This window comes from Erysipelothrix sp. HDW6B (genome assembly GCF_011301115.1).
Classification (GTDB): domain Bacteria; phylum Bacillota_I; class Bacilli_A; order Erysipelotrichales; family Erysipelotrichaceae; genus Erysipelothrix; species Erysipelothrix anatis.
In genome coordinates, this window is record NZ_CP049860.1 from 501,494 (window position 1) to 527,505 (window position 26,012).

General features: G+C 39.1%; 23 protein-coding genes. 17 read left to right on the forward strand and 6 right to left on the reverse strand.

Going from position 1 to position 26,012, the window contains the following annotated elements:
- The first annotated feature begins 8 nt into the window (after nucleotides 1–8).
- The 5 genes from G7061_RS02375 (at nucleotide 9) to yhfZ (ending at nucleotide 5,349) form a co-directional block, all read left to right on the forward strand.
- A complete protein-coding gene (locus G7061_RS02375; protein ID WP_166118372.1) occupies nucleotides 9–893 on the forward strand; it encodes a phosphotriesterase in 885 nt (294 codons plus the stop codon).
- Between the two features lies 1 nt (nucleotide 894).
- On the forward strand, nucleotides 895–2,001 hold the full coding sequence (locus tag G7061_RS02380; protein ID WP_166118375.1) for an aminotransferase class V-fold PLP-dependent enzyme: 1,107 nt from the start codon (nucleotides 895–897) through the stop codon (nucleotides 1,999–2,001).
- Nucleotides 1,992–3,146: an alanine racemase gene (locus G7061_RS02385; protein ID WP_166118378.1), complete on the forward strand. Its 1,155-nt coding sequence runs from the start codon at nucleotides 1,992–1,994 to the stop codon at nucleotides 3,144–3,146. Before G7061_RS02380 ends, G7061_RS02385 begins: the two co-directional genes overlap by 10 nt.
- On the forward strand, nucleotides 3,139–4,356 hold the full coding sequence (locus G7061_RS02390; protein WP_166118381.1) for a phosphopentomutase: 1,218 nt from the start codon (nucleotides 3,139–3,141) through the stop codon (nucleotides 4,354–4,356). Before G7061_RS02385 ends, G7061_RS02390 begins: the two co-directional genes overlap by 8 nt.
- Before the next feature lie 69 nt (nucleotides 4,357–4,425).
- On the forward strand, nucleotides 4,426–5,349 hold the full coding sequence (gene yhfZ / locus G7061_RS02395; protein ID WP_159639611.1) for a GntR family transcriptional regulator YhfZ: 924 nt from the start codon (nucleotides 4,426–4,428) through the stop codon (nucleotides 5,347–5,349).
- Nucleotides 5,350–5,374: 25 nt separating this feature from the next.
- Here the strand turns inward: yhfZ and G7061_RS02400 are convergent, their stop codons facing one another.
- Complete coding sequence (locus tag G7061_RS02400) at nucleotides 5,375–6,163, reverse strand: MurR/RpiR family transcriptional regulator (protein WP_159639610.1); 789 nt, start codon at nucleotides 6,161–6,163, stop codon at nucleotides 5,375–5,377.
- A gap of 219 nt (nucleotides 6,164–6,382) precedes the next feature.
- Here G7061_RS02400 and G7061_RS02405 point away from each other — a divergent pair, with 219 nt between their 5' ends.
- Genes G7061_RS02405 through G7061_RS02430 form a run of 6 tightly spaced genes read left to right on the forward strand, consistent with a single transcriptional unit; the run spans nucleotide 6,383 to nucleotide 13,898 of the window.
- The gene (locus G7061_RS02405) at nucleotides 6,383–7,762 is read left to right on the forward strand and encodes a Na+/H+ antiporter NhaC family protein (protein WP_166118384.1); all 1,380 of its coding nucleotides are present in this window, start codon (nucleotides 6,383–6,385) and stop codon (nucleotides 7,760–7,762) included.
- A gap of 24 nt (nucleotides 7,763–7,786) precedes the next feature.
- Complete coding sequence (locus G7061_RS02410; RefSeq protein WP_166118387.1) at nucleotides 7,787–9,925, forward strand: hydantoinase/oxoprolinase family protein; 2,139 nt, start codon at nucleotides 7,787–7,789, stop codon at nucleotides 9,923–9,925.
- Nucleotides 9,885–10,457: a hypothetical protein gene (locus G7061_RS02415; protein ID WP_159645453.1), complete on the forward strand. Its 573-nt coding sequence runs from the start codon at nucleotides 9,885–9,887 to the stop codon at nucleotides 10,455–10,457. The genes G7061_RS02410 and G7061_RS02415 overlap by 41 nt, the downstream gene beginning before the upstream one ends.
- The gene (locus G7061_RS02420; protein WP_159639606.1) at nucleotides 10,432–11,115 is read left to right on the forward strand and encodes a hypothetical protein; all 684 of its coding nucleotides are present in this window, start codon (nucleotides 10,432–10,434) and stop codon (nucleotides 11,113–11,115) included. Before G7061_RS02415 ends, G7061_RS02420 begins: the two co-directional genes overlap by 26 nt.
- Nucleotides 11,112–12,545, forward strand: coding sequence for a DUF4127 family protein (locus tag G7061_RS02425; protein WP_166118390.1), 1,434 nt, complete (start codon nucleotides 11,112–11,114; stop codon nucleotides 12,543–12,545). Before G7061_RS02420 ends, G7061_RS02425 begins: the two co-directional genes overlap by 4 nt.
- Before the next feature lie 3 nt (nucleotides 12,546–12,548).
- Nucleotides 12,549–13,898, forward strand: a complete 1,350-nt coding sequence (locus G7061_RS02430) for an FAD-dependent oxidoreductase (RefSeq protein ID WP_159639604.1) — start codon at nucleotides 12,549–12,551, stop codon at nucleotides 13,896–13,898.
- A gap of 310 nt (nucleotides 13,899–14,208) precedes the next feature.
- Here G7061_RS02430 and G7061_RS02435 read toward each other — a convergent pair whose 3' ends face one another.
- The gene (locus tag G7061_RS02435) at nucleotides 14,209–14,796 is read right to left on the reverse strand and encodes a GNAT family N-acetyltransferase (protein WP_166118393.1); all 588 of its coding nucleotides are present in this window, start codon (nucleotides 14,794–14,796) and stop codon (nucleotides 14,209–14,211) included.
- A gap of 57 nt (nucleotides 14,797–14,853) precedes the next feature.
- On the opposite strand from G7061_RS02435, the gene G7061_RS02440 reads away from it, so the two are divergent.
- Nucleotides 14,854–15,603 carry a MerR family transcriptional regulator gene (locus G7061_RS02440; protein WP_166118396.1) on the forward strand — a complete coding sequence of 250 codons (750 nt, stop codon included), beginning with the start codon at nucleotides 14,854–14,856 and terminating at the stop codon, nucleotides 15,601–15,603.
- Here the strand turns inward: G7061_RS02440 and G7061_RS02445 are convergent.
- Complete coding sequence (locus G7061_RS02445) at nucleotides 15,600–16,178, reverse strand: pentapeptide repeat-containing protein (RefSeq protein ID WP_159645435.1); 579 nt, start codon at nucleotides 16,176–16,178, stop codon at nucleotides 15,600–15,602. The genes G7061_RS02440 and G7061_RS02445 overlap by 4 nt on opposite strands.
- A 504-nt stretch (nucleotides 16,179–16,682) precedes the next feature.
- Here G7061_RS02445 and G7061_RS02450 point away from each other — a divergent pair.
- The 3 genes from G7061_RS02450 (at nucleotide 16,683) to G7061_RS02460 (ending at nucleotide 21,141) form a co-directional block, all read left to right on the forward strand.
- The gene (locus G7061_RS02450) at nucleotides 16,683–17,288 is read left to right on the forward strand and encodes a TetR/AcrR family transcriptional regulator (RefSeq protein ID WP_159645432.1); all 606 of its coding nucleotides are present in this window, start codon (nucleotides 16,683–16,685) and stop codon (nucleotides 17,286–17,288) included.
- Nucleotides 17,289–17,290: 2 nt separating this feature from the next.
- On the forward strand, nucleotides 17,291–18,517 hold the full coding sequence (locus tag G7061_RS02455) for a cation:proton antiporter (RefSeq protein ID WP_166118413.1): 1,227 nt from the start codon (nucleotides 17,291–17,293) through the stop codon (nucleotides 18,515–18,517).
- Nucleotides 18,518–18,699: 182 nt separating this feature from the next.
- Entirely contained in the window at nucleotides 18,700–21,141 is a 2,442-nt protein-coding gene (locus G7061_RS02460) for a DUF4573 domain-containing protein (RefSeq protein WP_166118421.1), read from the forward strand.
- Nucleotides 21,142–21,203: 62 nt separating this feature from the next.
- Here the strand turns inward: G7061_RS02460 and G7061_RS02465 are convergent, their stop codons facing one another.
- Together G7061_RS02465 and G7061_RS02470 are read right to left on the reverse strand one after the other, a co-directional pair.
- Nucleotides 21,204–23,000: an oleate hydratase gene (locus G7061_RS02465; RefSeq protein WP_166082976.1), complete on the reverse strand. Its 1,797-nt coding sequence runs from the start codon at nucleotides 22,998–23,000 to the stop codon at nucleotides 21,204–21,206.
- Nucleotides 23,001–23,174: 174 nt separating this feature from the next.
- Nucleotides 23,175–23,732 (reverse strand): TetR/AcrR family transcriptional regulator, encoded by a 558-nt coding sequence (locus tag G7061_RS02470; protein ID WP_166082975.1) that lies wholly within the window; start codon nucleotides 23,730–23,732, stop codon nucleotides 23,175–23,177.
- 119 nt (nucleotides 23,733–23,851) lie between these two features.
- Between G7061_RS02470 and G7061_RS10985 the strand changes: the two genes are divergently transcribed.
- Nucleotides 23,852–24,787 (forward strand): GNAT family N-acetyltransferase, encoded by a 936-nt coding sequence (locus G7061_RS10985; RefSeq protein ID WP_166118471.1) that lies wholly within the window; start codon nucleotides 23,852–23,854, stop codon nucleotides 24,785–24,787.
- Between the two features lie 15 nt (nucleotides 24,788–24,802).
- On the opposite strand, the gene G7061_RS02480 is transcribed toward G7061_RS10985, so the two are convergent.
- Nucleotides 24,803–25,444, reverse strand: a complete 642-nt coding sequence (locus G7061_RS02480) for an NAD(P)-dependent oxidoreductase (RefSeq protein WP_166082973.1) — start codon at nucleotides 25,442–25,444, stop codon at nucleotides 24,803–24,805.
- A gap of 148 nt (nucleotides 25,445–25,592) precedes the next feature.
- On the opposite strand from G7061_RS02480, the gene G7061_RS02485 reads away from it, so the two are divergent.
- On the forward strand, nucleotides 25,593–26,009 hold the full coding sequence (locus tag G7061_RS02485; RefSeq protein ID WP_159639593.1) for a hypothetical protein: 417 nt from the start codon (nucleotides 25,593–25,595) through the stop codon (nucleotides 26,007–26,009).
- Nucleotides 26,010–26,012: the final 3 nt, after the last annotated feature.

Genomic DNA, 26,012 nt, shown 5'->3' on the forward strand with positions numbered 1-26,012 from the left:
AGATTTATATGACATTACTTAAAGATGGCATCACACTAATTCATGAACACACAACAATTGATTTATCGAAGGTAAAGAACAATCCGGATTGCTTCCTCGATTGTTTTGACGAAACAATTCAAGAGTACAAGGAACTGTACGATTTGGGTGTTCGTAATATCGTTGATGTAACCGCAAATGGAATGGGTCGCAATGTTGAATATGTTAATAAAGTTGCAGTAGCAACTGGTATTAATATTTTGCAGGCTACAGGTTTTTACAAAGAACCATTTCTTCCGGACTTTGTCTACTCAATGAGTATTGAGGAATTGGCTGATTTTATGGTTTCTGAAATCGAATCGGGAATCGACGGGGGAACAACACGCGCAGCTTTAATTGGGGAAATTGGAACAAGTAAAGACGTATTTGAACCGATGGAACGTAAAGTTTTTGAAGCTTCAGTGATTGCAGCCAAACGTACCAACACAGTCATTTCGACGCATACATCGCTGGGAACGCTTGCTCTTGAACAAGCATCATTCTTTGTTGATAAGGGCATTGATCCATCACGTGTCATCATTGGACATCAAGACCTTTCCGGAAATCTTGATCAAATCAAAGCGTTAATTAACCAAGGTTTCAATGTAGCATTCGATACGATTGGGAAAAATAATTATTTCCCAGATACAACACGGGCAGATTATTTGTTTGAACTCCAAGAGCTCGGAAAGTTAGATGCAATTACGCTCTCTTTAGATATTACCCGTAAATCAAATTTCAAGTATCAAGGAGGTATTGGTTATACCTATCTCTTTACAGACTTCTTACCTTTATTACGACAAAGGGGCATTACCGAGGCATCAATCCACAAAATGTTAGTGGAGAATCCGCAACGAATATTTGGAGGTAAATAATATGAAAGCTTTTCCGCTACAAAGTATGAATCTTGAAGCAGCAACTAAAATGCAATTTAAACTCGTTGATAGTATGACAAAGTATTTTAACGGCTACGATATCTTACAGCAAGGGGATTTGGGTGTTCATCCATCTGGGAACCAGCCGGAAACAACCCGAAAAGTAGAGCGTGTTCTCGCAGATTTCTTTGGGGTTGAAGATGCGTGCTTCGTTCGTGGTGCCGGAACGGCAGCCATCCGAGAAGCTTTTGCAAGTGCTGTGAAAGCTAACGATACAGTTTTAGTACATGAGGCTCCAATCTATTCAACAACAATAACAAGTTTTGAGATGCTTGGAATTCAAACCGTATCGTGTAATTTTAACGATTTAGAGGATCTCGCATTGACATTGCAAAAGAACCCAACGATTCAAGCAGTCTTAGTTCAGTACACACGCCAACAATTGGCAGATAGTTATGACATGAAGCAAGTTATCGCTACTATCAAGAATGTGAGCCCAGATTGCGTCGTTATCACCGATGACAATTATGCAGTCATGAAAGTTCCCTTTACAGGTGCACAATTAGGTGCTGACTTATCATGTTTCTCAATGTTCAAACTATTAGGTCCTCAAGGTATTGGATGTGTGATTGGAAAACAAGCATACATTGAAACGATTCGCAAATTTCACTATTCAGGTGGAAGTCAAATTCAAGGATTTGAAGCCTTGGATGCAATGCGTTCGTTAGTTTACGCCCCTGTATCTCTTGCTATACAGGCAACACAAATAGAAGCTCTTGCAAATCACATCAACACAATCGGAGTTAAAGGCGTTGCGGAAGCGGTCATCGTGAATGCGCAATCCAAAGTAGTGTGTGTGCGCTTTGATCAACCGATCGCTAAGGCAGTTTTAGAAGAAGCGGCAAAACAAGGTGCTGCAGCATATCCAGTAGGTGCTGAAAGTAAGTTTGAAGTGGTTCCAATGTTTTATCGTGTTTCCAAAACGATGCTTCAATCCGATAATCAATTTGAAGCATATTGGATTCGAATTAATCCAATGCGTAGCGGTCATGAAACTGTATTGCGTATTTTAGAAAGTGCAGTTGAGCAGGTGTTATCATGTTTATAGATGTTTTAAAACGCCGGAATCCAGAATTTTTAGATACCGTACGAAAGATGCACCAAGCAGGACAGTTAGAACCGGATACCTATGTTGTTGATATGGACATCTTACGCCAAAATGCGCAAAAAATACTAACCGAGGCCTCTGCTGCTAATATTGATTTGTACTTCATGCTCAAACAACTAGGACGTAATCCCGTCATTGGACAAGAGCTTGTCGCGATGGGTTATCGCGGGGCGGTAGTTGTAGATTTTCGTGAAGCAGAAATTATGATGCGCCACAATATTCCACTTGGAAATGTTGGTCATCTCGTGCAAACACCCAACCATATGCTTGAGCGTGTGATGGCATACGGAACTGAGGTTTTTACCGTCTTTTCTTTAGATAAAGTTAAAGAAATAAACGAAACAGCCCAAAAATTAGAAATGATTCAAGATGTAATCGTAAAAGTGGCATCAGAAAATGATTTGTATTACAGTGGTCAAATGTCAGGGGTAGACTTAACTGAACTTGATGCATTCATTGCAGCAACGCGACAATTGCCGCATATTCGTATTGTTGGTGCTACTGCTTTTCCCTGTTATCTTTACGACACCCAAACCCACAAGACACAAGCAACACCAAACTATCAAACCGTGATTACCGCCACTGAGATGATGGAATCCCAAGGGCTTGAAATTAAGCAAATTAATGTTCCTTCTACAACCTCGGTATCAACATTAAAAATTATGGCTGAAGGTAAAGGCACAATGGGCGAACCAGGACATGGTTTGACCGGTACCACTCCAGCCCACGCATATCGTGATTTGGAGGAGTTGCCAGCAGTTCTCTATCTAAGCGAAGTTTCGCATAATTTTAGACAGAAAGCCTATGCTTATGGCGGTGGGCATTATCGTCGTTCACATGTCAAAAATGCGCTTGTTTATCATCATGATCTTGAAGTTATGGATACAGTGATTCCGGTGGATGATGATAGTATTGATTATTATTTTGAACTAGAACATGAACACGAAGTGAGTGCGACGGTTATCATGGCCTTTCGTTTTCAAATGTTCGTGACACGTAGTAAAGTTGCGCTTGTCGAAGGCATTCATTCAAATTCTCCCCGCATTATGGCAGTTTATGATGGATTGGGGAAACTTTATGAGTAAGAAACGATTCATCGTAGTAGTCTTGGATAGCTTTGGGATTGGAGCAATGGATGATGTTGTTAAGGTGCGCCCGAATGATATTGGCTCCAATACATGCCTTCATTTGCTCGAGTATCCGCACACCAAGATATGGCCTCATTTACAAAGTTTGGGACTCATGAATGCATTAGATAAAGATGTAGTTGGCTTTGTAAAGAGTTCGAATGCTATTTTCGGAAGCAGTGAATTGAAACACTTTGGTGCTGACTCCTACTTTGGGCACCAAGAAATATCTGGTACTAACCCTAAAAAACCATTGTTTACACATATCCAAATTCATTTGGATGACATTGAAAAAGATCTCATTGCTTCTGGTTTTAATGTCAGTCGCATTGAACAAGATGGATTACAAGTCCTCAACGTTAACAATATGATTATTATTGGTGATAATATGGAAACTGATTTAGGACAAGCGATTAATGTTGTGGGAGCGATGGACACCTGTGGATTCGAAATGATCCAGGAAGTAGGACATATTGTCCGAAAACATGTTAAAGTTCCGCGTGTTATTGCCTTTGGTGGGTCTGATGTGACGATTGAGCGCATTAAAGCTAATATCATTACGAAAGATGGATTTATTGGCGTCGATGCACCAGCATCTGGTGTCTATGACGCTAACTATCATGTGGTTCATATTGGGTATGGAGTGGACCATACGAAACAGGTACCGCTTGCTCTGGCACGTATTGGAATTGAGAACCATTTCTACGGTAAAGTCGAAAATATTGTTCACAATCCGTTGGGTACAAACTATCCATGTGTCGATACTGCGGATACACTTAATGCTTTAATTAACGATTTGGATACATATGATGAAGGCTTCTTTTTCTTAAACATTCAGGAAACAGATTTGGCGGGTCATGGTGAAAATCCGGAACGGTATATCGATGTCTTAAACATAGCGGACGAACAACTGGGGGGGTTAATGTCCAAATTAACACCTGAAGATATTCTGGTTGTAATGGCGGATCATGGTAATGACCCAACCATAGGACACAGTAAGCATACACGGGAACGTGTCCCATTACTCATCAAACGAATCGGTCATGAAGGTCTAATAGATATCGGAACGCGGCGGACAATGGCGGATGTTGGTCAAACTGTTGCTGATTATTTTGGGACAGAGATTGAGTTTGGAACATCCTTCTTATCTGAGATTGAAAAGCACTGAGAAAGTGCTTTTTTTAACATAGGAAGCGTCATACATATTTGTTATAATATATTAAAGAAAGGAAGTTTTATGACACCAAGAAGAAAATTGATGACAAAAAACGCCTTAGCGATTGAATATCTAGCAAAGGACTTTATAAGTAGAGATATCGGTTCTAAAATTCTCACAATTTCTGAGTACGAAAAAATGATTGAGGTTGCCCGAGGTACAATTCAAAATGCAATTAAGCAGTTGGTCGATAGTGGTGCAATTGCGGTGGAATCTCGTGGTCAATTAGGAACATTCTTATCTCAGAAAGATTTGAAGTTATTACTTGAATTTGCTGGAATTTCATTTTTGGTTGGGGTAATGCCGCTGCCCTATTCTCGAACCTATGAAGGGCTGAGTACCGCTTTATTAACAACGATGGAAAACACGCTTAATATTCCGGTCAACATGGCTTATATGCGTGGGGCACAACAGCGGATTGAAATGATGCTTAATGGGCGTTATGATTTCGCAATTATGTCAAAATATGCTGCCCTTGCATTCCTAAAACACGATACGAGTATTGAAATAATTAAAGAATTCTCGGACCGTAGTTATTTATCCGGTCATATTATTCTTTTTTCGAAAGATTCGTATCGTGATATTGAGGACGGAATGCGTATTGGAATTGATCATGATTCGATTGATCAATCGTCATTTGTACGTGAAATATGTGCAGGTAAGCGCGTTGAATTTGTAGAGATTAAGTATAATCAATTGATAGAATCCATTCAAAATGGCGTCATTGACGCTACCGTATGGAATGAAGAAGACCGTGCTATTGAATTGAATGCACTCAATACAATTCCATTGAATCTTAAGAATAATGATAACCGTATTGCGGTAGTCGTTATAAATCGTAATCGGAAAGAGTTAGGCGCAGTGATGAACGCTTTAATTAGTGTAGATGCAGTAACTCAGATTCAACAAGATATTATTAATGGAACGCTGATTCCCAGTTACTAAAAATAGCACGCTAGGTGCTATTTTTTTATACGTAATTAAACTGTTGTTGGTTTTTCTTTCGTTGGATTGCGAGGTACATCATATCTATAAAGAGTAGGTACGGAGTGTACATTGTTGTGGAATACTTAACAACGGTATCATCTTCATGTGGATAAAGCTTGATGACTTCGGCATAATTTTGATTGTCGACTTGAGCTGACAATGTCACAACAATAATTGGAACAAAACGCTGTTTCGCAATCATGATGATTTTCTCTAAATCATCTCGAAAATATTCGTGTTGATAGAAGATGACTAATACGTGTTCATAACTCATGACATTCGTAAGTGTGTACATAAGATGCTCAAAATGGGGAATACTACGAATGTTTTGGATTAGATTCTCAATCCGATAAATCATCATGTTCGTCGTTTCTTGTGTTTTACCAAAACCAAAGGTATAAATCATTTTGCTATTGATAAATCGATTCGCAAGATAATTCAAATCAATTGTTGCCACACTTTCGTATAACGACTTATAGTAAGTGTTGTGGACGTTCCATAAGTCACGTGCTTCACTATTGATTGCGATTCCATCACTTTTGTTGGATTCGAGTGACTTTTGGAATTCATATAAGAATGATTTATAGTTTTCAAACCCGATTTTATTTACGAAACGACTAATAGTTGCTGTTGAAACAAAAAGGCGTTCGGATACATCCACAATTCCTGTGTGGTCTAAATCTTTTTTTGATAAGAAAAAGCGTGCAATAATTTGCTCGGATTGTGTAAATTCGGATAAGTTATACTCCAAATATGAGATGAGATTGTCCATAATGGGTCCTCTTTTCGTTAGTATTATCATATACAATTGTGTAAATATTTACAAGAATATAAAAATATGTGTAAATCAACCTATGCAATGTGCACTAAATAGGTGAAAAGAGATGTAAATTTTATCAAGTGTTTGGACCTGTGTTTTATTAAGATTAATATTTGATATATTTGTCGTAGATGGTAAGCGCTACCACTAATCCATTAAGGAGGAGAAAAAATGGATACAGTTAGACTTTTATTAATTTTCGGAATTATTGTGTTCTTCATCGCAATGATGATGAAAAAGAAAATCCCTACAATTATTGCATTGCCAATGATGGGATTCCTTGTTGCGTTGGTTGCATCAATTGGAGTGGTACCAATGGCAGGGTTATTTGATTATCCCGTTATGGTCGACGGCGTCGAAAAAATGACACCAGGTATTTTCAGTTTTGTTATTACTGATGGTGTAAAAATGATGGCTGGGGCTATCGCAACCGTTATCTTTGCATCCGCATTTTCAAAAATGTTAATGAAACAAAACGTTGTTGAAAAAATTATTAAAACTGCAGCAGAATATGCTGGGGACCGCCCACTCGTACTCGCATTAGTATTCTACGTTGTTGTTTCGGTCATTTTTATGGCTATTGGGGGATTGGGAAGCATTATCTTAGTTGGATCAATTATCCTACCAATTATGCTTTCAGCAGGTATTAAGCCATTACATGCAGCGACTATTTTCCTATTCTCATTTAGTTCCGGTGGTGTCTTTAATCCAATGAACTACTCAGCATTTATTCCATTACTCGCGCCATCATTTGGAGACAATGCAGCTCAAGCACAACAAGCCTTGATTTCAATGTCATTACCAATTTATATTGTTGCGTTCTGTGTACCGCTTATCTACATCTTTAAAAATATCAAAGGAACAAAATCCGTTAAATCATGGACAACCGACTCAAACATCGGTGGTAAAGGCAACAATGTTTCAACACTCGCAATGTTTGCCCCGGTCGTTCCAGTTGTAATTTTAATTGGTGCACAATTGATGAAATATGCAGTTCCTGCAGAAATTGCAATTGTTATTGGGATCATTTACTTACTCCTTACTACAAAAGCTAAGAACGTATTCCAATTAGTAACACAAAGTTTTGTTGAGGGAACTCAAGATGTTGCTGGTGTTATCTTGTTGATGATTGGTTTGGGTATCTTAATTAAAGGGGTACAATACCAAACAGTTCAAACAGTCGTAGGACCTTCCATTAAATTCTTAGTTCAATACCTACAAAATCCGGTAACATATGTCATTGGATTTACATTAGGATCATTGCTTGCATTGTACCGTGGACCTTTAAATACATATGGTATTGGTGGAGCTTTACCGGCATTATTTGGTGCTGCGGGATTCAGTCCAATGGCAATCATTTGGGCATTACGAGCAAATGGAAATATGCAAGGGTTTGGAGATCCAACGAATTCACAAAATATCTGGGTTGCAGACTTTGTCAACGTAGATGTTAACGATATCTTAAAAGAAGTATTACTTTACGGAATGCTCATGTCATTGCTTATCTTAAGTTATGCAGTGTTTGTTGCAAATATTCCATTGGTAATCTAATAAATTTTTAGAAAAGAGGCTTATATGAATCAGAAACAAGTAAGAATAGGAATTGATGTTGGTGGTACTTTTACCGATGCAGTCGTAATTGATAACGAAACAATGGACGTCATCGCATTGAAAAAGACCCCTACAACTCATGACAGTGAAGAAGGTGTTGCAAAAGGAATTATAAACATTGTGCGTGAACTTTTGGACGAGTATCACATCGATGCAGAAAATGTCGTTTTTATCTCGCACGGTACAACTCAAGCAACGAATGCATTACTAGAAGGTGATGTTGCGCGGATTGGTATCGTGGGGATGGGTGATGGTACGTCTGCTCGCAATGAGACTAATGTAGAAAAACTTGAACTTGCACCCAATAAGTTTTTGGAAGTCTTTCATGAGTTTATCCCGTCTTCAGACGTTTCTGATTCGACGATAGGTCAAGCAATTGATACGTTGATTGCGAAAGGTGCAGAAGTTATTGTTGCGAGTGAAGCATTCTCAATTGAACACCCGGAACATGAAATTCGTGTTATCGAACTTGCACAAAAACGAGGTTTTTATGCTACAGGAGGTTTCCAAATCTCTCAACTTTATGGACTTAAATTGCGCACACGAACAGCAGTTGTTAATGGATCATTAATTCCAAAAATGATGGAAACATCAGACATGACAGAAAAGGTCATTAAAGACCTAGGAATCAAACGTGATTTGATGATTATGCGTGCTGACGGTGGCGTTATGTCCATTGATGAAGTTCGAAAACGTCCGATCTTAACAATGTTGTCGGGACTTGCTGCAGGTGTTGCAGGAGCCATTATGCATGAGAAAATATCTGATGGCGTCTTCTTGGAAATTGGCGGAACCTCAACGGATATTTCTGTCATTAAAGATGGCCAAGTTATGATAAAAAATGCTAGTGTCGGAGGTCATAAGACATACTTAAAATCAGTAGATGTCCAAACGACCGCAATTGCCGGTGGTACGATGATTCGCCATACAAATCAAGGCATTGTAGTTGGACCACGGTCTGCGCACTTGGCGCACTTACCGTATGAGTGTTTTGATATTCCTGAAGGGGAAACCTTTACTATTAAAATGATTCAACCACGTGCGAAAGATCCTGATGACTATGTTGTTTGTGAAGATAGTAGTGGGAAAACGTATGCATTCACGGTTGCAGGTGCCGCAAACTACCTTCAATGTGTTCATGCTGAGGATTACTCCTGTGCTACGAGCAAGGGATATACCCAGGCATGGGAAGCATTTGCAAAGTATTTGAAGATGGATCCAGTAACACTTGCGACACAATGCATGGACCGTGCATCTGAGCAAATTTGGGCAATCATTGAACAGCTCATTGCAGATTATGAACTTGAGCGTTCGTTCATTACCCTATACGGTGGTGGCGGAAGTGCAGGCGTTATTACGCACTACTTAGGTAAGAAATATGACCTAAAGAGCAAGGTTGTGAATAACGCGCCTTATATTTCTACAATAGGTGTAGCACTTGCAATGATTACGGAACAGATTGAACGCAGTGTGGTTAATCCAAATGAAGATGATATTAAGCGAATTCGCGCAGATATCATCGATAAAATGTTAGAAATGGGAGCCCTTCGCGAAACCATTGAAGTTTCGATTGAAGTGGATACCTTGAATAATGTCTTGATTGCGAACGCATCAGGTACCAATGAAATAAAAAATAACGATGCGGCTGTCGTTGTACAATCGCATGAAGAACTTAAAAAAATAGCGATTCAATCGCTTGGCTACGAAACAGCTGAGGCAAACATCGTCGTTGAAAATGAACGAATCGTTGGGGTTGAAGTTAACCATAGTGAGAAACGTGCATTAGGGATCTTCAAGAAAAAAACAACATCTGCAGTTATTCTCACCAAAGATGGTGTCGTTAAGTTCCGACGTCCAAATGGAAAAATTGTCTACGGTACTAAAGGACAATTTAAAGACGTAATGTCGTTTATCATGGATGAATATTCTACCTTTAGTGATGCTGGACAAACAGTACCTGAGTTACACATGTTCGCCAAATTCCGAACATTTAACTATTCAGGACTTATGAATAAAGAACAAATTGAGGACATTTCATGGATGGATTTGGAAGGACTGGAAGATGATGAACGCATTGTATTCTTGGTTACAAGAAGAGGTTAAAGTTCAGGATTTAACGGACTATATTTATTGGTTTGAATTGAACATGACTCAAAACAGTCAACGTGTGATGGATCAAATTGCTGAGGCGGTTAAAATGCAAACGCAAATTGATCCAACAGCACTTCTTGAAGCACAAAACATTAGAACTGAAATGGTTGATACAGATCCAGCATCGATTCATGCACAATACAATCCAAATACTCAAACAATCACAATTAACAACGAATGGATACAAAAGTACGAACAAATCATGGATACAACGCAAGCGTACAATCTGCATTTTATGCATGAAGTGTATCACGTAATCGAAATGCAAGGGGTTTGGTATGATACTTTAAAGTATCGCCAACGTCATCGCATTTCCGAAGTATCTGCTATTTATTATTCGCAACTGCAAAGTGGCTGTCCGATACATCCACGCATTGCCGAGTATGTTATTGCCATTCGTGAAGGTTCGTATACAAAAGAAACACTAGCTACGTATTTAAAAGAGAGGGTTCAAGATTATGAAATTTATCGATTTGCTAAATGAAGAAGGTTTAAAATTGGTGGTCAGTTGTCCTAAAAATGACTATGAGTATGTAAAAGCTGCATGGGAAAATGGTGCGGATGCAGTGAAAATTCATCTTAATGTGCATCACCATGCGAGCGGAACAGATTTTGGAAGTGCTGCTCAAGAACGTGAATTTATTGAAAAAGTAATTACGAATTCACCAGTACCAGTTGGCGTTGTAGTTGGTGGTAACCCAGAAGTTGTTAATGACGATTTGAAAAACGTGTTAGCACACGATTTCGAATTCTTGTCACTTTACCTTCATGATGCAACACCTCAAGTAGTGAATCAAGACAAACTTACCCGGATGTTTGCATGTAGTTATGCATACACGTTGGATGAAATCAAAATGTGGTCACAAATTGGTGCTGAAGTTGCCGAATTGAGCATCGTTCATCCGGACGATTATGGAAAACCACTAAATATGCGTGATTTACTTCATTATAAGCAAATTATCGACGCCATTGATATTCCAGCTGCATTGCCAACTCAAAAGAAAGTTCGTATTGAAGAACTTGGCAACATTAAGGATCTTGGTTTCAAAGCAATCATGATTGGAGCAGTTGTTACAGGTAATGAGTACGAAGGGTTTGTTGAAACCATTAAATCGTTTAGAGCAGCTATAGATGCACTATGAAACAAATTCTAATTTTACCAATTGATGATCGACCATGTCATACTGACTTTATTCTTGAAGCGACACGAAATATTCATGATGTTAAGGTAGATATGGTTCCCAAATCGTATTTGGGACACTTTACTCATGCAGGGGATACGATAGCAATTCGTAAGTATTTATTGGATCATTGTGCAGAAGCGGATACACTCGTTATTTCGATTGATGCGTTACTTTTTGGGGGGCTTGTGCAATCCCGGACAATGGATGCCACAAAGACTCAGCAAGATTATGACGCACTGTTGCAAACTCTTCGTGATGTTAAAGACCTCAATCCAAACATTAAAATTCTGGCCTACTCAGTCATCGTACGTCTTACCACAACTGTCACCGATTCCAGTCAACTTCAAATCTGGGAAGATCTCTTTGAATACTCCCAGTTAGTACATCGAGTCACTCGTGAGCCGCAGTTTAAAGCGCAACTTCAATTAGTAACACAACGTATTCCGGAAACCGTTCTCGCTGATTATTTGGCAGCACGACAACGCAATCATCACTTTAATAAAGCATGTGTTGACTTAGCGAATGAGGGGATTCTTGACTATGTTTCACTTGTTCAAGAAGATACCCACGAATTCGGACTTCATGTCCGAGAACAAGAAGTGTTGCTTCATATGATTGAAACATACGCATTACAAGATTGCGTTTCTATTAAAAATGGAACGGATGAGATGGTAGCACTCTTAGTTGCTCGAGATCTTAATCAGAATACAAAAGGCTTTAATGTTGATGTCAAATTCGTCGATCCGCAATATATTGCTAAATTTGAAGATCGTACAATCATCGAGAATATTGCAGGAGCTTTTAAAGTTGCAAATATGACACCAACAGAAAAAGAAACACCGTATGTGTTCCTCACACTTCCAGCAACAGGTCAGACAATTGATTTGGCATTTGAACCGAAGCAAACAACACCATCGCTCACAATCGAGCAACTAGAATATTACGAACGGTATAATGATAAAAATCTGTTTGTTTTAGATGTTCAATATGGTAATGGTGGTGATATCCGTAGCCTTGATCGTTTGTTGAATAAACTCAACAATGCAACATTGCAAGGATACAGTGCATGGAATACGGGCAGTAATTCGATTGGTACGTTAGTGCTGGATTTAGTGATTGCGATGTATTATGATACGAACCCTACTTATATTAAACACCGAGTTATCGATGATGCACTCTACCAGGGTGACATTAGATTACTGGTGAATGCTAAAATGCGTGACTTGGGATTTGATGTGTGGGCTGAGAACTATAGCGACACCATTAATGACTATCTAACGACGCTATTAAATGCAGAGGCCCGAAAGTATTCATTCTTGGATACACCTGAGTTTCAAGCGTATCTACCGTGGGGCCGAAGTTTTGAAGTGGCAATGAAGGAGATTTAGTTTATGAAAACATATGATGTAATTGTTGTTGGGGGTGGAAGTGCGGGTGTTATTGCTGCCCTCTCCAGCGCACGTAGTGGTGCGAAAACGTTGTTAGTAGAGTCCAAAACAACGTTTGGTGGGACTAATACTAATGCATTGGTGGGACCACTTGTACCTTTTCTTGGTGAATCAAAAACACCAATCGTAGGTGGAATTCCTCAAGAGATCATTGATGATCTCATTGCTATTGGTGGTAGTAAAGGTCATGTCGATGATCCCATCGATTTTGCCTACTCTTTAACACCGGTTGATTTTAAGGCAATGCAAATTATTCAAGCTAATAAGTTGTACGCTGAATCAAATCTTGAAATAGTGACAGGAACTAGTGTTACTGCAGTTGAGCGCGAGGGTGCTCGCATCCAAGCAATCCAAACATTAAATGAGTTTGGAACGGCAAAGCGTTATCGTGCTTCCGTTATTATCGATGCTAGCGGAGATGCCGATGTAACTCGGTTGAGTGGTGAAGCAGTCAACATCGGTCGAGAATCTGATCACAAAAGTCAGCCAATGACAATGTGCTTTAATGTCGGTAATGTAGATCTTGAACGTGTTCGTGATGACGTTGCAAAGAATCCAGATAACTTTGCGGTAAGTGATGCGATTCGTAATGGAGAACGAATGAATTATGTTGCCATCTCAGGTTACTTTGATGAAGTTCGCTCAAGCAAGACATTCCCAATTCAACGTGATCGCCTCTTATTCTTTGAAGGCGTTCAAGAAGGTGAAGTCGGAATGAATACAACCCGAATCATGAATCTTTCAAGTTTAAATCCTGAAGAATTACAACAAGCAACAATTGAAGGACACCAACAAGTACTCGCATTGTTTAAATGGTTAAAGGCAGAAATTCCTGCGTTCAAAGATGCATACATTAAGGACGTGGGGGATATCGGTGTTCGCGAATCAACCCATATCGTAGGTCGAAAACAGTTAAATGAATACGATGTTCTGAGTGGCGCAAAACAGGATAAATCAATTGCTGTCGGTTGTTATCCAATTGATATTCATTCGCCCGATTCTTCAATCATGGAATTTCTTGAGGAAAATATTGTTCGAAATTTTGAAATTGATTTGGACATGTGCTTACCACAAAATGTGGATAACTTAATTGTTGTGGGTCGCCCAATCAGTGCTACCCATGCGGCACATGCTGCAAGTCGTGTCAGTGTAACGTGTATGGCATTAGGACAATCAGCAGGAATCATTGCTGCACTAGCAGCATCTCAAGCGCTGAACCCTCATGAATTAGACTATGCGTTAATTAAGCAACACATTGTTGCAATGGGTGGAATTGTTGACCGCGATCAATAATTCGCCAAAATTCATCTCTATATAAAAGAGCCTGCGCATCACCGCGGGCTCTTATTTGTTTTGTAATTTGATAAAAAGACTACTATAACTGGAACAACAAAATATAGAATGTACGACATCGCGTCTGTAGGATCAAATACATCCAGAAAAAACAGAATGATATCGCCAAGAATAACAGCAAGAACGGCACCTAAATATTTATGTTTCATGCAAGATACTCCCTCTCTTTTGAATATATTATACAGTAGAAAGGATAGGATCGGTCACCCATGGTGTTTAGGTTGCTTCTTTATTGGTTCAACTAGCACGCTTATTGAAATTTCATACGCGTAACACCATCGGGACCCAATAGGGCCATTCGTGTTCCGATTCCTTGAAAGCCCAATTTTTCATAAAAATGTTTAACATGTGGCTTTTCGAGCGATGCATCCAAATAAACTGCGTCATTAGAGTGAGAACGGATGGTATCAAGCGCAAGTTGAACCATTCTTGAACCGTGTCCGTCTCCGCGATGAGTTGCATTAATAGCAACAGTCTGAATGTAGATGCCATCAAGATATTTGATATCAACAATACGATGTAAGATCATGTAAGCGCCAATAACCCGAATTTTTCCAAAAGAATTCAGTACTGAAGACAAATCGTGCCATTCGCGTTGAGAATCAATATCGGTGGTATGGAACATAGAAATACATCCAAGAAGTATTCCTTTATCAAAATATAGATAAATGTGTTTATGAGAAAACGCATTATCATCCAATCGCACAAGTTTAGATATTGCGGTTAATGCACGCAATGTGTTACCAAAAATAAAATCAAAAATGCCGGGGTCAGCGGTGTAAATATAGTGTGCAACCTCAAAAACAGAGTCTGTAGTTAAATTCATTTTCTTTAACATAATATCACCTCCCATGTATAATAAAGTATGGGGTAACCCCTTAGTCAAGGAGAAGTTATGAAGCAAGAACTTACAATTTCAGAATTCGCAACGCTCATGAAAACGACAAAAGATACATTAATCCATTACGATGCCATCGATCTCTTTCGCCCTAAATCACGACAAGAGAATGGGTATCGCATCTATACACCCGCTCAAGCAAATACTTTTATCATGATTCAAGCATATCGTGAGATGGGGTATTCACTTGCAGAAATTAAAATGATGCTGCGCGATCATGCCTCATATGAGAATCATAAGATAACATTAAAAAAACGTATTGATCAAGCCATCCATGACTTAGAACAAACACGTTTTATGTTAGAGTATCGCGATCAATTTCAGAAATTTCTTGAAACCAATCCGATGAATAAGTTGTTTTATGATACTTGGAATATGAATCAAATTTATTCACATCATACACCTGTGACCGATGAAAATTTCTATACGGTGCTCTCGAAGATGCAGGAAGCACCCGAGACAAAGACACTCTTACTCAGCTGGATGATAGGGATCCGTGTTAAGCTTCAAACTGAGACGGCACAAATCTTCACACCAACAAACCAAAAAGGTGAACCACATCCGATTGTTGCGCTTACAATCGCCGCAGATTTAGATAATCTTGAGAAACCAATTCGTTTGTTTTTGAAACAATGCAATGCCCACAATGTGATGATTACATCTGATGTATATGTGTTACAAGTTAGAGATGAACTCACAATGGGACCCCAATTTGAATCCACAATCCTTATCTTTGCATCGTATTAATCAATGATGATTCCTGTTTGTTCGAGTAATGTGAGGGCTTCAGGAAAACTGAATTTGGACCCTTTGAGTTGATTGCTTGTAATATCGATGACATAGTATCGCGCATCTCTAAAGTCAGCTTTCTTCAGATCACAATTCGTGAATGTTGTTGCGTCTAATGAACATGCTTTAAACGATGCCTCAGAAAGTTCGCAAAGTTCAAAGCTGCTTCCTTGAAAACTATTGCTTACAAAACTCTGTTTTTTCAAAGATAGATTAATGAACGAATTATACTTCATAAAGGTATTCGTGATTGTATTTAGAACACGTCGATGTTTGCTTGGTCCGGTGAACATCCCCCACGAGACACCGATAAGATTGCAGTTTTCAAATGAGGCATTATTTACCTCGCCAAAGTTAGATGTCGGATTAATGATTGTACATTTCTTAAAGGTGCAGTTCAAGAGCACTGTATTATGCAATTCGATATTTTCAAATTTGCAGTTCTCAAACGTACAGTCAATGTAACGTTGATCATCGAGTGATTCATCACACATCTCGATATCTGTAAAATGTTGTTCTTCTATGTAATTCATGGTTGTTCCTCCGCTCAAAGTAAACCTAGTTTCTCAAAGGAAATACGAAGTGTCAAGGCACTTTCAAAGCTAAAAATCCGATATTTATTTTTGACGTTAAATATTGTAACTATGAAGTGGACTTGAGGAAAAATATTTTTTTCGAACATTTTTTTTAAAACGATGGTGACGTGCAAAATGTTAATAACGAAACAATGTAACAATGGAAAAGCAGTTAAATATATTGATGACTTATAGGTGTAGGACGCCGCGATATTGTATCCATTCGATGTCAAAAAACTCGTTTTAAGTAAAGAAACGAGTTTTTTTTTCTTGTTTTTATGTTCTCATTTGCACGGTGAATTCTGTCCAAACTGGGAAGTAATTATGTTGCCCAAAGGTGCCACTAATGTCATAAACCTGAAGAAAACACTGCAATTTATCTTTTCACAGATGTGTCACTTGCAATTCAATGGGCGGCATGATAAAGTGATAACAGACCAGTTGGTCGGTTATGGAGGTCACATGTCACTAACACCAAAAGGAAAGATAAGTAAAAAAGAAATCATCGATGCTGCAATTCTTGAATTTTCACAAGGCAGCTATACTGAAATCTCATTGAATCAATTCTGCAAGAACAATGGAATTAGTAAAGGACATCTCTATCACTACTTCGAAAGTAAAGAAGCACTCTATCTCGACAGTGTTCAAGAAACGTACAATTTACTCATGCAATATATTGTTGATCACACTTCAAAAATTTCTAATTATGAGCACGGTTTGAGTCAATATCTAGACGCTCGGTATGCTTTTGGAAAAGAATATCCAGATCATTCGCGATTGTTCATTCATACACGCTACAACGTTCCCGAACAATTAAGGGAGCCAATTCGTAGTGTGAAACAAAATTTGCTCGACTTTAACTTGAATTATTTCCGTGCTGTATTAGAACACGCAACATTAGAAGATGGTTTATCGATTGAAGATGTCTTGCAATATTATTTGGTAGTGAACGATGCATTCGATGCAAAATTCCATGAAGTCGATTCGGTAGATGTTGATCAACATTTCAAAGATATCGAATTGGTCATTAACATGATGATGTTTGGAACCGTTAAGAGAGGACAATAGACATGGGAATTATTGAAATATTAAGATTAATTATAGCCATTGCGATTGCAGTTGCGACAGGGAAACTTGTTGCAAAACTGGGATTGCCAGAAATTCTTGGTTGGCTCATTGCCGGCATGGCTGTTGGTCCGCATGCCCTTGGCATTGTAAATGCATCAGTGATGGACGTAAATAGTTATCACGTTATGATTGCGTTTTTAGAAGCATTTGTTGGGGTGATGATTGGGAGTGAACTGATCATCAGTAAGTTAAAAGAATCAGGTAAAGCGGTCATTGTGACAACAGTTATCCAATCAATCGTAACATTTGTAGTTGTGTCAGCAGCATTTGGAATCGTGTTTAAAGTGATGGGTATTCCATTGTATGTCGCAATTGTTATGGGTTCGATTGCCTTAGCAACAGCACCTGCTCCCGCGTTGTCTATTGTTAAAGAATTTAATACTAAAGGGCCAATAACAGACACATTACTACCACTTGCAGCTATTGATGATATCATCGGAATCATTATTTTTTTCACAACAGTATCCTTGATTGGTGCATCAAGTGGTGGCAGTACGATGTCATTAGGAACGACTCTCTTTATTATGATTGTTGTTCCAATCGCTATCGGATTAATATTGGGTATTGGAACTGGATTTGTTCTCAGAAAAATTAAGAGTAATCAACACTCATTTTATACGGTAATGGTTGCCGTTGCGATTGTTACCGCTGTTGGGCTGTTTATGAATGGAGTCATCTTTAAAGACTCTCTTGTAAACTTTATGTTATTGGGAATGGCATTCGCGGCAGGGTTTGCAAATATGTTAGAATCATCAAAACAAGAAGCACTCTTTACATCACTTTCACCAGTTATTGGGGTTGCTTTAATCATTGTAATTCTCGATTTAGGAATGCCTCTAGATTATCATTTAATCTTTAGTGCAGGAATATTTACATTAGTGTACATCGTGTCACGTGCAATTGGTAAATACTTTGGTGCTACAGCAGGTGCTAAACTTATGCACATGCCAAAGACCGTTCAAAAATATCTTGGATTTACATTACTACCCCATTCAGGAGTCTCTCTTGTTTTCACTGGGATTGCCGTTACAACAATCATGCCATTTGATCCCAATTCAGCAATGATTATTCAAGGAACAATTGCAGCCGCAGCTGTAATTAATGAAGTTATTGCAGTCATTGTTGCTAAAAAGGCGTTTGAAATGTCTGGTGAAATTCAAGCAGCTTAGTTCTGAATGTTAAGGTAATAATCTATAAATGTTCACATATCCGTAGACTCTTGGATAGGTGAGCATTTTTTGTTTACTTATGGTGTTGATAACTTGAGAGCAATGTTTTATGACATGTTTTAATTGAATGTTAACATTCGTGATAGTGTTAAGACTATAAAAAGAAAAGACGGGGTATCACGATGAAACTGATAAAAACATTCGGAATTACATCATTAATTATTGCGTTCGGATTTACAAATGTTCATGCTTTAGAAGCGTCAAATGAGAAACATGATGGGGCGCAACAATTGCAGCATGTGAGCCATGAGACCAAAGATTTGGAAATATATCGAACCGACGCGATGCGACAGTTTGATGAAAATGATTGGAGTATCGACAAGTCAGTAGAAGGTGTTTGGACATTAACAGATCTTACTAACAAGGACTTAAAAAATATATACATTCCATCAACTGTAAATGTTGAAGGGGACGATATTGAAGTGCGTTTATTGAACCTAAATATGTTCAAAATGAAATCTTCAACTGATACACGTCCCTATGAATCAATCATCATTGAATCAGTACCAGCAGAAAATGATCCATCAACAATTCATAAAGTGGGGCTTGATACTCAAAACATATCAAGTGCCTTTGCCGGTCATTCACGCCTTACCTATGTTGATTTGAGTGGGCTTGATGTCGGGGGTGTTACTACCATGGATGGCGTCTTTTCAAACGCATCTGCCATTGAATATCTGGATGTTTCCAATTGGGATGTATCACAGGTTACAAGCATGAATAGCATGTTTTTTGGAATCCAAAGTATTAAAACGATTGATCTATCACAATGGGATGTATCACAAGTAAAAACGATGGAATTTATGTTTAGTGGTTCTGGTTTTTGGGAACTTGATTTAAGTACATGGGACACAGGAAATTTAGTATCTGTTCAATCGATGTTCCACAATACAACGAGAATTACGTCCCTCAATGTTGATAATTGGAATACGTCAAATGTTGAAGACTTTTCTGGAATGTTTACATATTCTGCAATCCCGAATCTTGACTTGTCATCATTTGATACAAGTTCAGCCACTACAATGCAAGGGATGTTTGCGAATACAAACGCTTTAAAAACTGTAGATTTAACGTCTTTTAATACCGCTCAGGTAACAAATTTCTCAGGTATGTTTAAGAATGCGACATCGTTATGGTCTCTCGATCTCTCTAATTTCGATACCCAAAGTGCAACTCAAATGGATTCGATGTTCGAAGGAACCAAGGTTACACAGCAAATTCCGGGTGAGTGGAATGTTCCTGGAACTGTAGATGTTGGGCACTTTGATATGAGCAATGTAACGATAATAAACAATATGTTCAAAGATTCAAACTTTACAACCCTCGATGTTGAAGCATGGGATGTCAGCAATGTTGTTTATGCGCGATCTGCATTTTCTGGTATGCAAAATCTTTCGGGGATTAATCCTTCTCAATGGAATACTGCGGCAATGGAAGACATTAGTTTCATGTTTGCTTATGACTTAAACTTGCATTTCATTGATATGACAAACTGGCAACTGCAACATGGAATCTCGATGGATCGCGTGTTTGTGATGAATCAAGGGTTTGATAGTCCATTGGTTATTAAAACTGAGGATCCAAAATTAACATCTTATGATTATGCAAGAGATAAACGCTATACCGTTGGTCCTTCAAAAAATGCAATGGCAGGTGGTGCATTTGAAGATAGTGCGAAAATTATTAAAATGTTCAATCAATTTACGATTACAGAAATGAATGAATTGTTAGTTTCAGCAGAGGATTATAACCAGTTTTTAGATGGTGTTCCAACTGCAAGTGACAGTAATCAGACGTTTAGAAGATGGAATCCGGACAATGGAAATAAAACTGAAACTACCAATTTACTCGACGATTTTACCGAATATAAGGCTCAATATGGTCCTTCATTAGTCACGGTTACTTTCGATGTTGACGGTGACACGACCTTAGTCTCGACAGATTATAACACGACACTTGACGCTTCACGCGTTCCTGCTACAGATAAAGTGGGCCATCATTTTAAAGAGTGGAATACGAATCCTGACGGAACAGGGAACGGATTTAACCCGGAGACTGCGGTTATAACAGATAGTATGACAGTTTACGCAATCTATACCGAAAATCCCATCGATCCAATTGATCCAATCGATCCCATCGACCCAATCGACCCAATCGACCCAATCGACCCAATTGACCCAATCGATCCCATCGACCCAATCGATCCAATTGATCCCATCGATCCAATCGACCCAATCGACCCAATCGACCCAATCGACCCAATCGACCCAATTGATCCAATTGACCCAATCGATCCCATCGACCCAATCGATCCAATTGATCCCATCGATCCAATTGATCCAATCGATCCCATCGACCCAATCGATCCAATTGATCCAATTGACCCAGTTGATCCGGTAGAACCTATCAGACCTGTCTCTCCTACTGAGACACAAGATGATTCGCAACTCGCGACATTGCCGGCAACAGGCCAAGTAAATACACATTATGTTTATGGTGTGGGTGCTCTTATAGTAATTAGTGGATTCTTAGTGATTATCTATTCAAAACGTAAAAAAGCATAACAAAAAAGCTCTTGAGACTATCCGAGTGGATAAACTTGAGAGCTTTCATTTTATGTATTTGGTTAATCAATGATTCCGTATTCTTTAAGCATTAGCTCAATATCTGTATCTTTGATTTTCTTCAATGCTTGGTGTTTAACAAGTTTTGGAAGTGGGAGTTCAGGTTGTTCCCCGTCCAGTAAACTTACAGCCCCATACATAAGATAACGTAAGTCATAACGTGAATTATAAACTTCTGGAACACCTTTTTCAACGCCTGCAAGAACATAAACGGCTTCCATTGCAGTACGTCCTGAATACTCGATGGTAAAGACTGTGTCTCGTCCTGGGTCATCCAATGTTTCAGCAAATTGACCTAAAAAGGCGAAGTTAATCGAATTTTTGGGTACAACATAAGGACGATCACCGGTAGCGCGTGGCATAAATTGTGATGTTATAAATGGCATCATGACTGGAACAGCGGTACATGATTCTGCGAGTTCATCAATGTCGTAAACTGGAACTCCGATGTGGTACAACCATTCTTTTGTGATTTCTTTACCTGTACATTCACGCATCGGTTTCTTGATGAAATCGCCAGGAACGTCTGAGAAGAGGCCATAGACCCATACAACGACATCATTCTCTGGTTGACCGATGTATTGACCTTGTCGGTTAATCGTCCAGCTCATAAGCCATGACGAATCCACTGCTGATACGATACCACCGGTGACGACTTTTCCACCGTAAGGCGAACGTTTTGTGATAGCCTCGATATATTTAGGAACACGGTCATCATGACATGTTACTGTACATGATTCCCAGTTTGATTTTTCGGGATCGCTGCAGAATTTTTCTGGACGGCCGAATTCTGGTGATTGTGCTGCGATATTTTTCCATAAGGTCCAAACACCTTTAGCTTCAGTTTCGAATGGAGCAGGTGTATCATCGTCACCATATCCGGAACCTTCGGTCATCGAACCGTTGGTAATAAATAAGAAGTCATCTTCAGTTAAGTCGATTGAGATATCGTTACCAGATTTATCGTATGCAACAATTTTTTTAGCAACTTTTCGTGCATCACTAAGATCAAACTCAACGTTTTCAACATTGACGCCATAACGGAATTGAGCACCGTGATCTTTCAAATAGTTAACCATTGGTAAAACAAACGATGTATATTGATCATGTTCTGAGAATTGTAACGCTGAAAGATCTGGAAGTCCGTCAACATGGTGGATAAAGCGGTTCATGTAGAGTTTCATTTCGAGCGCACTGTGCCAGTTTTCGAAGGCAAACATTGTACGCCAGTATACCCAGAAATCACTATCAAGCAATTCTTTCGAAAAGACATCATCAATTGTTTTGTTTTCGAGTGATGCATCACTCATCATGACAAATTCTGCAAGTTCTTTCGCTAGTTTTTGTCCAAGGTTAAATTTACCGTTGTCATAGCGTTTTCCTTGGTTTTTTGTGACACGGCAATTGCTGTAGTTAGGGTCGTCATAATTCGTGTAGAAAAAATGATCGAGGACACTAACACTTGGATCTTCGGTTGAAGGGAGTGAACTAAAGAGACTCCATAGGACTTCGAAATGGTGTCCCATTTCGCGACCACCACGGGAAACATATCCTGCGTTTTGACGAACAATTCCATCCAGTGAACCACCCGGTAAATCGAGTTGTTCGAGGAAAGTAATTTTACTTCCGTCCATGTGTGCATCTCGGATGAGGAAACATCCAGCTGCTAATGAACCAATTCCAGTACCGATAAGATAAGCACTTTTATCTTCGATTCCGATTGGTTTGCGTGCATTCACGAGTGAATGATACGATCCGTTTGTTAACGTTAATCGTGGGTCATGTGTTTTCAATTCCATTGTTATTCCTTCTTTCTTAGCAAAATACGCCTTGACCATGTGGCGTCTTATTTTGCCTACACTGATAGTTTACGTGTTTTAGAAACGTGATGCATTATACAAAAAAAGATGGGTGTCTAAGTTTCGGACAGTCCATCTTTTTTGTATAAATACTAGGCATATCGGTTGTGGTGTCTAGTTGATGCTTCGTTCTAATGAGTTCTGAATGTTACCGTCAAACAGATACCCAATCCGTCCAACAACTTCATGCGGGTCTTCTTTCATTCCGGTTTCAATCCAACGAATGACGAGCGTGGTGAGTGCGGATTGATAAAAGGACGCTATCAGATTAACATCATATTCATCTGCACCAATATCTGCATTCGCATCATGCACATACTGCTGCATGACGTTACCAGAGACGCGATAAATATAGTTGAGTAAAGAATCGCGCTGCATCGAGTCATAGACGTGGTAAATTGCCGTTTTGTTTTCAAGCGCAAAGGTTGCAGCCAAAATAAAACTTTCTTCCCATGATAAGGTATCGTTGTAAGTTTGGATTACGGCATTCAGTTCATCGTCAAAAATTTCTTCTAAAAGTTGGTATACATCGTTATAGTGGTAGTAGAATGCATTGCGATTGATTTGACAAGCAATCGCGATATCTTTGACAGTGATTTTCTTTAATGGTTTTTCATTGAGCATAGCGATGAAGGCATCGCGAATTAAACATTTGGTGTATTGTTGGGCCATAAGTGTGCCTCCCGTTAATTATAATTATACCATTCGCATCTTAAAAAAATATGAAAGAAAGCAGGTACATTCTAATTGTGGTACACTTAAATTACGTTTTTACAAGGTGGGCATAAACTATGATAAATTTAAGAAAATATGAACGAAATATGCTTGAGTCGATGATTCGTGTTTTCTTTGATGCGGTCCACGAATCAACAGGAAAAGACTATAACAAAGCGCAACAGGATGCGTGGACTGGCAGTATGGATACAATTGATCGTGATACGTGGCATCACCGCTTCGCGACCTCCCATACGATTGTTGCCTTTGATCACAACCGCTTGGTCGCCTTTGCGAATCTTGTGGATAATTATATAGATATGTTGTATGTGGATCCAAAATACCACCGTCAAGGAATTGCACAAACATTACTGACTAAACTTGAAGGGGTGTCACAATCTGAAACTTACTTCGAAGTTGACGCATCAATGAGCGCACGCTTATTTTTCGAACAACAGGGGTATGAAATTTATGCGAAACAGGAGCATATTCGCGGTAAAGTAACACTGATTAATTATAAAATGAGAAAAACACATGTTGTAGAAGGAGTTTATATGTCACTACTTACAAAACAAGCTGAAGCATTACTCGAAGGAGAGACTGACTTAATCGCGAACCTCGCAAATATTTCTGCGTTGATAAATATGAATATGGACCGTATCAACTGGGTGGGGTTTTATCTATTCAAAGAAGACCATCTTATTTTAGGACCATTCCAAGGGAAACCAGCATGCGTTCATCTTTATCCGGGTAAAGGGGTATGTGCAGCGGCATTAGAGGCCAATGAGACGATGAACGTAGCGGACGTACATGCATTTCCAGGACATGTAGCATGCGATGCTGCATCGAGGAGTGAACTTGTGATTCCAATGTATCTTGATGGGAAACCATTTGGTGTCTTGGATATTGATTCCCCAGAATTGAATCGCTTCACCAAGACGGATGAAGTTGAAATGGAAGCAATTGTATCTGCGCTTCTTGACCACCTAGCACAAATAAAAGCCATCGGATAGATGGCTTTTATTATGCTAGGGTGTGAAGACGATGGGAGAATTTTTGAGATGGGTGTCTTGAAGGGATACATCAAGCAATGCTTGGGCTACACCGTCGCGACTTACGCGATCTTTCATTGCTTCTGAACCAGAGGCAAGTGTATAGTCGGATGTTTCCTGATCTGTTAAGCGACCAAAACGAATGAGCGTCCAATCCAAATTGGAATGATGCAAGACATGACTGAGTTGCTTCATTTCTAAAAATGCTTGCGGCATAAAATGTTTCGCAATCCAGTGGTCCATTTTAAAGAACCATGTATTCGGATCGCTGGGACTCGAAGCGGATGGTGTCCCGATGGTGATGAGTCGTTTTTTACCGTGTACGTGCATGAGTTTTAAGATTGCGTGATGCGCATTCGCAATCGGTGTTGTTTTATCGGAACGCTTCGATTTAAGTTTAGGTCCTAAGGTGCTGACGATGATATCAGCCTCAACAACCAATCGCTCCAGCATCTGAAGGTCACGAAGGTCACCGTAGACGTAAGTAAGATTAGGATGAGAAATGTGGTCAGATTTTTCACCACGAGCATATCCAATGACGTGATGTCCTGTCGCTAAAGCTTTTTGCGCAAATCGTTGTCCAATTGCACCATTGATGCCAATTACTACAAATTTCATGATAATACCCCCATGTGTATGCCATTGTAGCATGCCATGTCATTTCAACATACTCGGATGCCTAGCATCAATTTTGTAACTTTTTAAAGGGAAGCAGGTGCGTTACGGTATAGAATCATGTAAACTGTATCTATAAGGGGGATTTGACATGGAATGGATATTAATAGTGGTCTTAGTCGTGATTATTATATTGTTGCTTGTATCACGGAAACGAGAATCTCATGATGCCTTTGTAGAATACGATCGCTCGAAAAATATAAAGCCAGATGGCATTTCAAGCCATACGAGTTATACAACGACTCGTGATGGACACTTGCACTCACATGAAGAAAAGAAATCTGATTTTAATCAAAGTCAATTCAATGCAATGAAACGCAATCAACAGCGTGCAAACCAACAATTTACAGGTGCATTTGAATTGGATGCTGACGATAAAGTCTACGTCACAGGGTTAATCAAAGAAATGCAAAAGGTTCGTGCAATTAAGTACATTATCGACAAATATGGTGTCGGCTTACGCGATGCAAAAGCAACTGTTGATACAATAAGTCGCGATCTGCATTAATCA